Below are 13,445 nucleotides of genomic sequence, written 5' to 3'. Positions count from 1 at the left end.
TCACGAACACGATGCACTACACAGAAAAGAGCAGAACATGAGATACTAAAAACCACGAACAGTAGGAGTCTAGCTATGCACAAAACACCCCGCAAAAAACAGCTACACGAAGACGGCCTAGAACGTCTAGCTATCATTGACACACAAGCTATCACCCACAACGTTCAAACCATCCGAAAAAATATCGGCAACCGAACACTTATCGCCATTATCAAAGCAGACGCCTACGGGCACGGTGCAATACCCGTAGCGAAAACCGTACTAGAAGCTGGCGCAGACATCCTTGGCGTCGTACACGTGAGTGAAGCTATAACACTTCGAGAAGCAGGAATCGAAGCTCCACTCATCGCATGGCTACACACCCCCCGCACCCCATTCGCTACAGCCATAGAACATAACATCCAGCTAGGCAGCTCCGGTTGGGATCTCGAACATATTGCGCGTGCAGCACAACAACTCAACAAAACCGCCCACGTCCACCTCAAAATAGATACCGGTCTAGGGCGTAACGGATGTGTACCAGAACAATGGGAGACTTTCTTCGCCCAAGCCAAAAAATATCAAGACCAAGGCCTTATCAACGTCTGTGGTATTTTTTCTCATCTAGCTGTCGCAGACGAACCTCAACGCCTTGAAACACAACAACAGCTAACGCATTTTTCTCAGGCCGTACAACAAGCCCAAACAATAGGCCTGAACCCAAAATATATTCACCTAGCAAATACTCCCGCCACCCTAGGAACGGGAGAAGGGCTTTACGGACAAGAGCTACTTTGCAATACAGTACGCGTCGGCATCGGACTTTACGGGTTAAGCCCCATCGAGGGTAAAACCTCACAAGAACTAGGTTTAGAACCAGCTATGACAGTGCAAACATACATTAGCGCAGTCAAAGAAGTACCCGCTGGACAAGGAGTCTCATACGGGCTCAACTACCGCACCACAAAACCCACAACATTAGCGCTCATCCCCATGGGGTACGCGGACGGGATACCTCGCATCGCCCAGAACGCACCAGTACGTATCTACAGAGAAGGATACCCCGCACAAAACCATACAGTCGTCGGCAGAATAGCCATGGACCAAATGGTGATAGACCTCGGCGAAGCTGGACTATCAGAGAGCAAACACGGATACTTAGGCGCTCGCGTTGTACTCTTTGGGGCAGGGGAGAATCCTCCAGTAGAAGCTTGGGCAGAGGCCGCTCAAACCATCAACTATGAGATTGTCACCCGCATTTCTGCTCGAGTCCCACGCGTCTACCACCCCTAAACGACGAAGAACGATAATACCCGTGATGAATAAGACCGTAACCTTTGAACTTTCCTCAAAAGAAGACACCCAACACCTTGCACAAGCATTAGCGCCACTGCTACGTCCTGCAGACCTCATCATGCTCAACGGCGAATTAGGAGCAGGAAAGACGACTTTCACGCGTTGCCTTGGACATGCGCTAGGGGTACGTGAAGGAATTATCTCTCCAACCTTTGTACTTTCTCGAGTGCACCCTAACCTTGCAGATGGTATCCGCCCTGGTGGACCTGACCTTGTGCACGTAGATGCCTACCGTCTAAGCAGCGCTGAAGAAATTGATGACCTTGACCTCGAATATTCTTTAGAACGCTCTGTGACCATCGTTGAATGGGGAGAAAACAAAGTTGAACACCTTAGCGATTCACGCCTAGAAATCGACATCATTCGAGCAACCGGAGGAAACGGAAACATACCATTTCAAGGGATAAACGATGAAGACGAAACGGATGAATACAGCTCAGAACCACGCACGATGATGATTCGCGGATGCGGGCCTCGGTGGAATACTGAAACATGGAATGAATTAGTGGACAGGCTCTCGGCTGTATTGAACGCTGAACAATAATCTTTTGACAAGGAAACCGCTAGACTAGAGAGCGTGCTTGTACTTGCTTTAGACTCATCCGCCACTGCATCTGTCGCCCTCGGTCAATGGACTGCCGATGGAGTCAGACTATTAGGCCAATGCAAAACCTCAGATACCCGTTCACATGCTGAAGTCATGGCTCCTTATGTGCAACAAACCTTAGAACAGGCTCAGCTCACCGCTAAAGACCTAGATGCTGTGCTTGTCGGTAGAGGACCTGGACCTTTCACAGGGCTACGTGCCGGCATTATGACGGCACGAGTGCTCAGCTTCGCTCATCACATTCCGTGTTACGGGCTTATGAGCTTATATGCCATCGCAGAATCTGCATATGAACATGCTCAAGAACACCAAAACCAGCGTTTTCTCGTGGCTACTGACGCCCGCCGTAGAGAAGTATATTCAGCAGAATTTGAACTCACAGAGCACGGATATCAACTCTGTACTGAACCGGCGGTAGGCTCTGCCTCCAATCTTAAAGACTTACCAGTGTACGGTGCAGGTGCCGGACTATACTCTAACGTTCTGAACGCTGCGGCTGATTTTACTCACGTTCAACCAGAGGCCTATGGCCTTCTCCACGCCGCATGGCGGTTAGGACAGAAAAACCTAAAGACCGAAACAAGTGCACTATATTTACGGGAATCTGACGCAAAAGTTCCTCAGTCTATGGTGACAGCAGGAACTGCCTAATGGAAAAAACTAGGACAACCGCAGACGGCTCAACGGTAGTGTTGAGAACATTAGAACTAGTCGATCTTGAACAAATTCATCGTCTAGAATGCGAACTCTTTCCGGTTGATGCTTGGCCGATAGAGATGTTTTTAGCAGAGGTACAGCACCCAACTCGTCATTACATTGTGCTAGAACAAGAACATCAAATTATTGGGTACGCCGGTGTTATGACAGTCGCAGACACCGCAGATGTCCAGACTCTAGCCGTCTGCTCCTCTGCGAGGGGGCGAGGCTACGGAAGATGGCTCCTCGAAACCTTGCATGAACAAGCCCTTGCCCGTGGCGCGGAACGTATCATGCTAGAAGTAAGAGCGGATAATCCTATTGCTCAGAATCTATATTTAGCTCAAGGCTATACGCCGGTGCACCGTCGTGAACGATACTATAACGATGGCGTAGACGCTCTGATAATGATGAAAAACCTCGAAAACGTTGAATCTCTCCAAGAAGAAAAACACCATGACCAATAGAGAACCCCTTGTACTAGGAATTGAATCATCCTGTGACGAAACAGGAATCGGCATCGTACGAGGAACCACACTCCTGAGCAATACGGTTTCTTCATCCATGGAAGAACACGTACGTTTTGGCGGAGTCATACCAGAAATTGCTTCTCGGGCACACCTTGAAGCGATGATTCCCGCGATAGAGCAGGCACTTGAAGAAGCTCAAGTGGACTTAGACGAAATAGACGCTATTGCTGTTACTGCAGGACCGGGCCTTGCCGGCGCGCTCATCGTGGGTGTCTCCGCAGCTAAGGCGTTAGCCGTTGCTACCGGAAAACCTCTATACGGTATTAACCATCTTGTTGCTCATGTTGGTGTCGGTCTACTTGCCCAACCGACTCGCACTCTCCACCTCGAACAACTCTGCGAACGAGGGCTCGGCGCACTATTAGTTTCTGGCGGGCACACCGAGATTCTTGCCGTTCATAACATCACATCAGATGTTCGTCTTCTTGGCGCTACCCTTGATGACGCGGCGGGGGAAGCCTACGATAAAGTAGCTCGACTTCTCGGGCTCAACTACCCTGGGGGACCTGCCATCGACCAAGCTAGTCGTTCTGGAGATTCTCAGGCTTTCCGATTCCCCCGCGGACTTTCTGCCCGAAAATTTATGGGAACAGCTGAAGCCCCCGGACCTCATCGCTATGATTTTTCTTTCTCCGGTCTCAAAACAGCTGTCGCCCGAGTCATCGAAGGATATCAAGCACGAGAAGAAACTGTACCTGTTGCAGATATTGCTGCTTCTTTCCAAGAATCGGTAGTAGACATCATCACCCATAAAGCGTTATTAGCATGTACTGAACAAGGGCTAGAAACATTGCTCTTAGGAGGTGGCGTCGCTGCAAACTCACGGCTCAGAGAGCTGCTTGCTCAACGTTGTGCTGAACATTCGGTAGAACTGATCGTTCCTGAGCTGTCTTTGTGCACTGATAACGGTGCGATGGTTGCAGCATTAGGGGCACGCCTGGTTGCTGAAGGGACAAAACCTTCTCCTTTAGAGTTCGAGACGGACTCATCGTTACCTGTGCATCTCATCTCAATATAAGAACTGGATGTCCACAATTGTCAAAGATGTGGGTTTAGAGGCATTGAGCTACTAAGTCTTTAACGACCGCACGTAAATTGCCTCCGGCCGATTGGGCAACCAGACGTTGTCTGGTGCTATTTCCTCCAGAGCCCATCATCGTCTTAATGTGCTTTAGTTCTTCAACGCACCCTAGATCTTGCGCAATGGGGGAAAGCTCGCTGACGAGTTCTTGTAAGTCTTCTTGTACAGGGCGTTCATCGTTACGATTATTTTGAATAATGATAGCGTCCAAACCATAACGTGCTGCCCGCCATTTGTTCTCTTGAACATGCCATGGTTTGAGGGCCTCTAGCTTTTCTCCTCTATCGAGTTTTCGTGAGAAAGATTCGACCAGACATTGGGTTAAAGCTGCGATAGCTGCAATATCTTTGAGCGATGACAGCCCATCACAAATACGCATTTCTACGGTGCCATAATGGGGTACTGGACGAATATCCCAACGGTTTTCACTAGGGTCGTCGATAACTCCTGTATGAAGCATATCTTGTAGATATGCTTCATATTCTTCCCAACTATCAAAGTGAAAGGGAAGTCCGGCTGTTGGAAGCTGCTGGAACATTAACGCTCTTTGGCTAACGTAACCGGTGTCTACACCTTCCCAAAAAGGGGAGGATGCCGAGAGAGCAAGTAGGTGGGGGTAGTAGGTGGTGAGTCCATCGATAATGGGTAATGCCTTGTCTCGAGAATCGACACCGACATGTACGTGAACACCGTAAATGACCATCTGTCGCCCCCAATACTGGGTACGCTCAAGCATCTTGAGATAACGTTCTTTAGAAGCTACCGGCTGGTCAAGACTCCGCGAGAAGGGGTGAGTTCCGGCGGAGAAGAACTCTATTCCTAGTGCGTCGGTGGACTGTTTGAGAGTTAATGCACTGTGACGTAACTGTTCTATGGCTTCTGCGACAGTTGTGCAGACCCCGGTGACAAGTTCTAGGGTATTATCGAGAAACTCTCCGGTGAGATGAGCACCCTCAGTAGCATCCAATAATTCGGGGTTCTTCTGCTGTACTCGTGCTAGTACTTCTTGAGCCCGAGAGCATAGCTCCTGTGTTTTGGCGTCGACAAGGGCAAGCTCCCACTCTATACCCAATGTGGATGGTGCAGACGGTGCGAAGGGAATCATTGTTCTCCTACCTGTGATGGTGTTTTTCCATGGTAGGACAGAAAAGAAGAATTACGAACTTATGACGTCATAAAGGTGAGACAGCCAACGCTAACCGTCGAGAGGTTTTACCCTCTCCAATCCGCGTTAAAATGAGTGTTCCGCTACGTCCTGTCACTGATTTTTTAGTATTTTTGTGATGTCCTAGGAGCTTGATACGTAGTTGTTCGGGAGAAATATCTACCCCTCGTTTTTTGATAGTGAGAGTGGTGATGTTATTCTTGCGTACCCACCGTTTGAGGTGTTTATCGTTAATAGGAAGCACCTGCTCTACACGATACCCTTTGAGTCCGAGAACCTGCAGGGGAGAAGAACTGGTGAGATACGCAATATGTTCGTCAATAAGTTCTGCATCGGTGGTACGAATAATTTCGCCGAGAAGATGCGCACGAATTAAAGCACCATCTGGCTCATAAATATATTCTTTGACCTCATACAGAGGTTCAGATGCTTGTTGCTGGCTGTGAGATTCATGGTAAGGGCTAGAAACCTCAGTGATAACCGATGGTTCAAAAGGGGCACTATCAAGAACGAGCGCGCTTCTTTTAACGTGAGGTCGTGCTAACGCGTTAAACCATAACACCACTTCAACGACAGATCCCTGATGGCTAATCCACTGAGCTTCACATTCTTCAGGTATCTGATCGTGGGGGATAGCTGGCCCCATTTTGACGCCCATGGCAATTCCTGTTTGTGCTAATTTTCGAATGAACGATAAAGGCGGAGAAAAATCTTCTGCATCGAAAGTGCGTGACTGCGTTTTACCATGCTGGACAGTTCGCCGTGCAGGATCAAGCCATAACCCGTCAATTTGGCGCCCAAAAGTTTGGTGAATCGCTGCTAAATCAAGCTGTTCTATATCAGCACAAAAAACCTGTGCCGACGGAAAATCCATAAGATTATATTGGGCATAGCTAGCTGTTCTCTGATCAATCTCTACAGCAGTAACGGCTAACCCCGCCTGCGCAAAACTGAGTGAGTCAGCACCAATACCACACCCTAAATCTGCGACAGAATCAATCTGTGCTTGTGCAAAGCGCTGTGCATGTACCATCGCAACAGCTTGACGAGTGGACTGTTCATACCCAGCTTCGGTTAAAAGCATTTGGTGAGCTTGTTGCCCAAATTTTTCAAGAGCTTTTGTTCTGTTCTTTGCTTGAGTCAAAATCTTATGGACACTATCTGCGCTAAAGCCTTGTGCTCGTAATTGCGTCGCATGATTAAGCGCATGACTATCGTTATAGGGGACGAACAAAGCAATTGCTTCTAACTCTTCTTGAGTTTCTTCAACTGCTGGTGCCGGATGTACAGAGGTGCTCATAGTCGTCAGTGTCCTTATGTTTGGTTAGAGCTCATATTATAGATGCGCTGTGTGCGAAACTGGCGGGTTTTCTTGACCTTCTCTAGGGTACGGCTCTAAAGTTTGTGTTAGCACTTAAGAGCTGACAGTGCTAATAATTCTTGAGGAAGTATCGGCACCGCGACGACGAAACTCCCTCAAAGCACTACTTAGCTCAAACATCAGAAATGTTAAAAGAACATCAAGGAGCAAAAATGTCCTCCATCAAACCACTCGAAGACCGCGTAGTTGTCCAGATTCTCGAAGCAGAACAGACCACCGCATCCGGACTTGTTATCCCTGATACCGCTAAAGAGAAGCCACAGGAAGCAAAAGTTATCGCAGTTGGCCCCGGACGCACCGACGAAAAAGGCAACCGCATCCCCGTTGACGTAGCAGAAGGCGACATCGTCATCTTCTCCAAATACGGCGGAACCGAAGTATCCTTCGGCGGAGCAGACTACCTCATCCTCTCCGCACGCGACGTATTGGCTATCGTCAACAAATAATCTTTTCCGCACACAATACAAAGGAGCTAAGAATTCATGGCAAAACAGCTTGAATTCAATGACGCAGCTCGCAAGAGCCTGCAAGCTGGTGTGGATAAACTCGCAAATGCTGTCAAAGTGACGTTGGGCCCTCGCGGGCGCAATGTAGTTCTTGATAAGCAGTGGGGCGCACCTATCATTACTAATGACGGTGTATCTATCGCTCGTGAAATTGAACTAGAAGACCCATACGAAAACCTTGGCGCTCAGCTCGCCAAAGAAGTCGCCACCAAAACAAACGATGTAGCAGGTGACGGTACAACTACTGCAACCGTACTCGCTCAAGCGCTTGTTTCTGAAGGTCTGCGTAACGTCACCTCTGGTGCCGCACCAGGAGAAGTCAAACGAGGCATCGAAACAGCTGTTCGCGCTGTCTCCCAACGACTCCTTGAAAACGCCAGAGACGTTCAAGGCGAAGAAGTTGCACACGTAGCGGCTATCTCAGCACAGTCCCCAGAAATTGGTGAACTGCTTGCCCAAGCTTTCGACAAAGTCGGACAAGATGGCGTCATCACCATCGAAGACGGTTCAACCACAGAAATTGAACTGGAAATTACCGAAGGTATGCAATTCGACAAAGGCTACCTCTCACCATCATTCGTTACCGACTCTGATCGTGCAGAAGCAGTCCTCGAAGATAGCCTCATCCTGCTCTACCAAGGCAAAATCTCAACTGTTGCTGAGATTATGCCACTGCTAGAAAAAATTGTTCAGGCGAAAAAACCGCTGACCATCATCGCAGAAGACGTAGACGGAGAAGCTCTTAGCACCCTCGTCGTCAATAAGCTTCGAGGAAACCTCAACGTCGTTGCCGTCAAAGCTCCTGGCTTCGGCGACCGCCGCAAAGCAATTATGCAAGACCTTGCAATTCTTACCGGCGGAACCGTTATCACCGGAGAACTTGGAATCTCCCTTGACTCAGTCACTATCGACCAGCTCGGCTCAGCACGCCGTGTTACCGTCACCAAAAACAACACCACCATCGTTGAAGGTGCCGGTAGCTCTGCAGACGTCGCTGAACGAGTCAACCAACTCCGCGCAGAAATTGAGCGAGTCGACTCCGAATGGGACCGCGAAAAGCTCAAAGAACGTCTGGCAAAACTTGCCGGTGGTGTTGGAGTTATCAAAGTTGGTGCAGCAACCGAGGTCGAAGCGAAAGAACGTAAACACCGCATTGAAGATGCAGTATCCTCTACCCGTGCAGCACTTGAAGAAGGCATCGTTGCAGGTGGCGGAACCGCACTCGTGCATGCGTTAGCAGCACTTGAAGGTATGACACTTGAGTCAAAAGACGCTCAAACCGGTGTTGAAATCGTCAAGAAAGCACTCGTCCAACCTCTGCGCTGGATTGCTCAAAATGCTGGCGAAGACGGGTACGTCGTCACCAGCAAAGTAGCTCAACTACCCGTTGGCTCTGGATTCAACGCACGTACCGGCGACTACGAAGATCTCATCGCTGCTGGCGTTATTGACCCCGTCAAAGTAACACGCTCAGCGCTAGAGAACGCTTCATCCATTGCAGCGTTGGTACTAACCACCGAAACTCTCGTGGTTGAGAAACCCGAAACAGAGGACGAAGAAGATAAATAAAACATCTTCTTCTAGAACCCTCTAGAACAGAGAAAAGCCTGTTTTAGCCGCTCCCACAGCGACTAAAACAGGCTTTTCTCACCTCAAAAAGAACTTGTGTTTGCTCACAGTAGACTCAGAAAAAATACTATTTAGGCAGACAATCGACCACAGTTCCGGTAACGTTCAAAGGTCAGCACTCTCGTCAATCAGATACACACATACAGAAAGAGAACTCTTTCATGGTTGCGCAAACACACACCAAATACCCGTTGAATAGGCGGTGGCTCAAGACCCAAGGTTTTCGCCCCGAAATTCAAGGCCTACGCGCATTAGCTCTCTTTCTCGTCGTCACCTACCACATCTGGTTCGGCAAAGTCTCTGGAGGCGTTGACGTATTCCTCTTCATCTCCGCCTTCCTCCTCTCACTATCAACCTTACGTAAAATCAATGAGGGAAAACCGCTTGCCCTCATCAAATACTGGCTACACGTCTTTCAACGCCTACTACCAGCTGCTGCCACCGTCATTGCCGGAACCGTCATCGCCTCATGGTATTTTCTCTCCCCATCACGCATCATGGGAATCATCCACGACGGCATAGCAGCACTCTTATACTTCCTCAACTGGCGTTTAGCATATAACTCAGTAGACTATTACGCCCAAGACGCAGCCACAAAAACACCCCTACAACACTTCTGGTCACTGTCCATGCAAGGACAGATTTTTATCCTCTGGCCCATCCTCTTCCTCTGCGTCGCATTACTCGTCCGCCGCTTCCGCCTTAACCTCATCGGAACAGCCTTACTCGTATTCGGCACCGTCTGGGGAATCTCACTCGCCTTTTCCATCTACGAAACCGCTACCAACCAAGGCTTCGCATATTTTGATACACGCACTAGAGCATGGGAATTCGCTACCGGGACACTCCTTGCCATAGTGACCTTTTACTGGAAACCTCCACGATGGCTTCGCATCCCCATGGGATGGGTTGGCGTTGCCGGACTCATCCTCTGCGGGCTCATACTGCCAGTACAAGAAGCCTTCCCCGGATACCTTGCACTGTGGCCAGTAACCTGCGGCGCTCTCGTTATTCTTGCAGGACAAACAAACTCCCCATGGGGCGTTGACCGAATCCTCAGCTCCACCCCACTACTAAAGCTCGGCGAAATCTCCTACGCCCTCTACCTCGTACACTGGCCGGTTTACATCATCTACTCAACGCGCGCTCGCGTGGACCACCCTGATTTTTTGGTCGGTTCGTTGCTCATCATTAGCTCGATAGTCATTGCCACCATCATTCACTATGGAATTGAAGAACCTCTACGACGTACTCCCACCGTTAAAAAACATGCGGTACCGAAACCTCATCGTGGAATGAAAAAACTTCTCTCCGGTGCTACTGCTCGCCCAATAGCTATTATTCTGAGCTGCCTGATGCTTGTTGGTGTTCCTCTCGTGGGCGCTAAAGCGTGGGTCCACCATCGTAACAATCAGCTCGAAGCTCTTGCCGAAGCTGCCGGAAGCCCTGACTTTCCTGGGGCGTACGCCTACAACGAGGTTTCTACTCATTACAAGTATCCGCCTATTCCTACTACCGACCCCGAAAAACAATACGATGGTATCGACCCGAACGGTTGTGGCGGTCTTATCGGAGGAGACGGGGGAGTCATCAATTCACTCTGCGGACTTGAACAGAACTCATCTAAGGCAGATAGTCCTTTAATGATGGTTATTGGCTCTTCGCATGCTGGGCAATCTATTGCCTTCTATAGACCGTGGGCTCAAGAGCACCAAACAAACCTTATGGATTTACATCTTGGCGCGTGTCGTTACCCGTTGGAGGCAGAACCGAACCCTAACGAAGAATGCGAAGAATACAACGCTAATATTCGTCAGCTCGTACTTGATGTTCACCCTGAGGCAGTCGCCTTGCTCGTAACACAGACAGACGCGCATCATTCGGAGATTCTTGTGCCCGGTATCGAAGAAGAAATTGAAGCGTACACTCGAGCAGGGATACCTGTTCTTGCGTTACGTGATAATCCTCGATGGGCTGATAATATTTATGACTGTGCTCAGACTCATCCAGAAGATCCTACGTTTTGTGGAGAAAAGCGGGAACAAAAACTTGCAGATATTAATCCTGCTCAAGATTTGATAGACCGCAATCCCTTGGTTTATGGTCTTGATTTTTCGGAACAATATTGTCCCGATGGTTTTTGTTCTCCTATTTTTGGCAACGTCTATGTGTACATGGACGATAACCATATCTCTCGTGCGTACGGTTCTACTTTGGATCAAGAACTCAACCGACAGCTACAAGAACAAGGGTTTAGCCTCGGACGTACCTAAACTACTCCTTTACCACATTAAATATTCATAATGGGGGCGTCTTATACCCCTACCATGTTGTCTGTTATCACGAAGAGAAAAATACCTACCTGTGGCATCAAAAGAACGTCGATTTAGACCAGAGATTCAAGGGTTACGCGCTTTTGCTGTGACCTTGGTCGTTGCCTACCATTTTTGGCTCGGGCGAGTTTCGGGAGGGGTGGACGTTTTCCTCCTCATCTCCGCTTTTTTGATGACGCTTTCATTCACTCGGAAACTAGAAACAGGTCAACCAATCGGTTTTAAAGCCCTCAAAGACTACTGGGCACGTACTTTTAAACGTATTATGCCTTTGGCTACGGCAACTGTTCTACTAGTGCTGATGGGTACACGGTTTTTTCTGCCTGCGCCACGGTGGCAAGGGATTATGGATGAAGCCGTTTCAGTCGTTTTCTATTATGAAAACTGGTGGTCCATCAACAACTTGGTGGATTATTATGCTGCTGATTCTTCACAGGCCTCACCGTTACGCCACTTCTGGTCGCTATCGGTTCAAGGGCAAATATTTCTTCTATGGCCCTTAGTCTTTGCTCTGAGCTGGGTCATTTACCGTATGATAGGGCGACGGTTCGCTCGCGGTATTCTAGCAACTCTTTTTGGTGCTGTTTTTCTTGCTTCATTGACGTACTCGGTCTATTACACACACCTTGACCAACAGCTTGCATATTTTTCTACGTACACTCGCCTTTGGGAATTTGCCTTAGGTTCTTTGGTTGCTATCGGGCTGCCGTATCTTCGTTTCCCTTCAGTCATCAAAATAATGGTGGGGTGGCTGGGCCTTATCGCAATAGTATTATGTGGCCTTATCCTAGATGTTGAAGGTAATTTCCCTGGGTATTATGCCTTGTGGCCCACTTTAGCAGCCGCTGCTGTACTGGTTAGTGGAGATAGTGCAAGCCGATGGGGCGTGGAGCGTTTACTCTCCCTCAAACCTTTATTATGGCTTGCGACATATTCTTATGGGCTTTATCTTATACACTGGCCTCTTCTTGTGTTTTACCTCTACACTGTCGACCAAGAAAAGGCCAGTACCAGCGCTGGAATCATACTCTTTGCAGTATCGTTGGGATGCGCTTGGATTCTTACTCAGGCGAATAAAAAACTCTTAACATGCACTCAGCGTTTTGACGGCAATGCACGTTTTTCTGTCCTGGTTGTTGGATGCTGTATGACCGTTGTCCTCGTAAGTACAACATTATGGAATGTCGTTTTAGAGCGTGCAGAACAACGCCTGAACGCTCAACCTATCGTCGATAACCCTGGTGCCCTTGCCCTTGAAGCTGGTTTTATTTACGAAGGTGAAGAAAATGCTGGTATTCGCCCTAGCTCTGCTGACCGTTTCGACGACCGTCCCCTCTATAGCACCTCTTGTGCGCCGAGCCTTCTAGAAACATACCATTTTGAAGAATGGAACTGTCATCAACTGACAACTTCTGAAGAGCCCACACGCCGAGTCATCGCTGTTGGAAACTCTCATATGGATCAGTGGGGCGATCCGCTTATCTCACTAGCAACACAAGAAAATTGGGATCTTCAATTCCTACAATTTAACGACTGCTACCTACTCGACCCTGCCCGTAATACCACAAATCAAGGATGTCAACGCTGGATTGAGAACTCACAACGCTATATCGATGAGCAAAAACCTGACCTCGTCATCACCATTGGAACAATCTCCGTGTACGAAGGCTCGGGGGAGTACGTCCCTGACGGGCTAGAAGAGTTTATTGAACATCTTGAGCACGAAGGTATTGAGATTATTGCTCTTCGGGATAACCCTCGTTTTGAATCAACTCATGCAGATTGTGAGACAAGAACCCATCAGCTCTGCACCTTTGACTCAGAACTTGCTCAACAACCTAGCCCCTTAGAAGAATACGCAGCACAATACCCTAACTTCGGCACTGTCGATATGACAGACTTGATTTGCCCCAATTCAGAGTGCCCTTCTGCTGTCGGTAACGTGTACGTATATCGTGATGATTCACATCTAACACAAACATTCGTCATCTCTGCAGAAAATTTCTTCATTCAACGGATGCTTGAAACACTTGAAGGTACTGAACATGCCGATACGGTTGATGAATCTTCGGTACCGGAATATTCAGATACATAAACTCGGTAAGCTCATCAGGTACAGAAAATATTGAATCGGTGAGACGTATACCCTTTTTATCGTGGAACTATTAGGGTTCACACCCTC

At 48.5% G+C, this 13,445-nt stretch carries 11 protein-coding genes; 9 read left to right on the top strand and 2 right to left on the bottom strand.

Annotated features, from left to right (window positions below; translation table 11 throughout):
- Positions 1–75: 75 nt before the first annotated feature.
- Genes alr through tsaD form a run of 5 tightly spaced genes read left to right on the top strand, consistent with a single transcriptional unit; the run spans position 76 to position 4,186 of the window.
- Entirely contained in the window at positions 76–1,272 is a 1,197-nt protein-coding gene (gene alr, locus ACN08Z_RS01685; protein WP_419102902.1) for an alanine racemase, read from the top strand.
- Positions 1,273–1,297: 25 nt separating this feature from the next.
- The gene (gene tsaE, locus ACN08Z_RS01680) at positions 1,298–1,879 is read left to right on the top strand and encodes a tRNA (adenosine(37)-N6)-threonylcarbamoyltransferase complex ATPase subunit type 1 TsaE (RefSeq protein ID WP_419102901.1); all 582 of its coding nucleotides are present in this window, start codon (positions 1,298–1,300) and stop codon (positions 1,877–1,879) included.
- 33 nt (positions 1,880–1,912) lie between these two features.
- On the top strand, positions 1,913–2,593 hold the full coding sequence (tsaB, locus tag ACN08Z_RS01675; protein WP_419102900.1) for a tRNA (adenosine(37)-N6)-threonylcarbamoyltransferase complex dimerization subunit type 1 TsaB: 681 nt from the start codon (positions 1,913–1,915) through the stop codon (positions 2,591–2,593).
- Positions 2,593–3,105 carry a ribosomal protein S18-alanine N-acetyltransferase gene (gene rimI / locus ACN08Z_RS01670; protein ID WP_419102899.1) on the top strand — a complete coding sequence of 171 codons (513 nt, stop codon included), beginning with the start codon at positions 2,593–2,595 and terminating at the stop codon, positions 3,103–3,105. The genes tsaB and rimI overlap by 1 nt, the downstream gene beginning before the upstream one ends.
- Positions 3,095–4,186 carry a tRNA (adenosine(37)-N6)-threonylcarbamoyltransferase complex transferase subunit TsaD gene (gene tsaD / locus ACN08Z_RS01665; protein ID WP_419102898.1) on the top strand — a complete coding sequence of 364 codons (1,092 nt, stop codon included), beginning with the start codon at positions 3,095–3,097 and terminating at the stop codon, positions 4,184–4,186. The genes rimI and tsaD overlap by 11 nt, the downstream gene beginning before the upstream one ends.
- A gap of 34 nt (positions 4,187–4,220) precedes the next feature.
- On the opposite strand, the gene ACN08Z_RS01660 is transcribed toward tsaD, so the two are convergent.
- Together ACN08Z_RS01660 and ACN08Z_RS01655 are read right to left on the bottom strand one after the other, a co-directional pair.
- Complete coding sequence (locus tag ACN08Z_RS01660; RefSeq protein ID WP_419102897.1) at positions 4,221–5,354, bottom strand: glutamate--cysteine ligase; 1,134 nt, start codon at positions 5,352–5,354, stop codon at positions 4,221–4,223.
- A gap of 67 nt (positions 5,355–5,421) precedes the next feature.
- A complete protein-coding gene (locus tag ACN08Z_RS01655; RefSeq protein WP_419102896.1) occupies positions 5,422–6,714 on the bottom strand; it encodes a THUMP-like domain-containing protein in 1,293 nt (430 codons plus the stop codon).
- A gap of 233 nt (positions 6,715–6,947) precedes the next feature.
- On the opposite strand from ACN08Z_RS01655, the gene groES reads away from it, so the two are divergent.
- From groES to ACN08Z_RS01635, 4 genes are all read left to right on the top strand, one after another.
- Entirely contained in the window at positions 6,948–7,241 is a 294-nt protein-coding gene (gene groES, locus ACN08Z_RS01650; protein ID WP_419100822.1) for a co-chaperone GroES, read from the top strand.
- A 36-nt stretch (positions 7,242–7,277) separates the two neighbouring features.
- Complete coding sequence (gene groL / locus ACN08Z_RS01645) at positions 7,278–8,870, top strand: chaperonin GroEL (protein ID WP_419102895.1); 1,593 nt, start codon at positions 7,278–7,280, stop codon at positions 8,868–8,870.
- A gap of 221 nt (positions 8,871–9,091) precedes the next feature.
- Positions 9,092–11,203 (top strand): acyltransferase family protein, encoded by a 2,112-nt coding sequence (locus ACN08Z_RS01640; protein ID WP_419102894.1) that lies wholly within the window; start codon positions 9,092–9,094, stop codon positions 11,201–11,203.
- Positions 11,204–11,294: 91 nt separating this feature from the next.
- The gene (locus tag ACN08Z_RS01635) at positions 11,295–13,358 is read left to right on the top strand and encodes an acyltransferase family protein (protein ID WP_419102893.1); all 2,064 of its coding nucleotides are present in this window, start codon (positions 11,295–11,297) and stop codon (positions 13,356–13,358) included.
- Positions 13,359–13,445 lie beyond the last annotated feature (87 nt).

It is taken from the genome of Rothia sp. P7181 (genome assembly GCF_048513015.1).
Taxonomy (GTDB): Bacteria; Actinomycetota; Actinomycetes; order Actinomycetales; family Micrococcaceae; genus Rothia.
Note: the sequence above shows the minus strand (reverse complement) of the source record. Positions and strands in the feature narration are given on the sequence as shown.

Excerpts from the sequence above, each read along its gene's own strand:
- alr (WP_419102902.1), top strand. The coding sequence starts at position 76 with ATGCACAAAACACCCCGCAAAAAACAGCTACACGAAGACGGCCTAGAA.
- tsaE (WP_419102901.1), top strand. The coding sequence starts at position 1,298 with ATGAATAAGACCGTAACCTTTGAACTTTCCTCAAAAGAAGACACCCAA.
- rimI (WP_419102899.1), top strand. The coding sequence starts at position 2,593 with ATGGAAAAAACTAGGACAACCGCAGACGGCTCAACGGTAGTGTTGAGA.
- tsaD (WP_419102898.1), top strand. The coding sequence starts at position 3,095 with ATGACCAATAGAGAACCCCTTGTACTAGGAATTGAATCATCCTGTGAC.
- ACN08Z_RS01660 (WP_419102897.1), bottom strand. The coding sequence starts at position 5,354 with ATGATTCCCTTCGCACCGTCTGCACCATCCACATTGGGTATAGAGTGG.
- ACN08Z_RS01655 (WP_419102896.1), bottom strand. The coding sequence starts at position 6,714 with ATGAGCACCTCTGTACATCCGGCACCAGCAGTTGAAGAAACTCAAGAA.
- groES (WP_419100822.1), top strand. The coding sequence starts at position 6,948 with ATGTCCTCCATCAAACCACTCGAAGACCGCGTAGTTGTCCAGATTCTC.
- groL (WP_419102895.1), top strand. The coding sequence starts at position 7,278 with ATGGCAAAACAGCTTGAATTCAATGACGCAGCTCGCAAGAGCCTGCAA.
- ACN08Z_RS01640 (WP_419102894.1), top strand. The coding sequence starts at position 9,092 with ATGGTTGCGCAAACACACACCAAATACCCGTTGAATAGGCGGTGGCTC.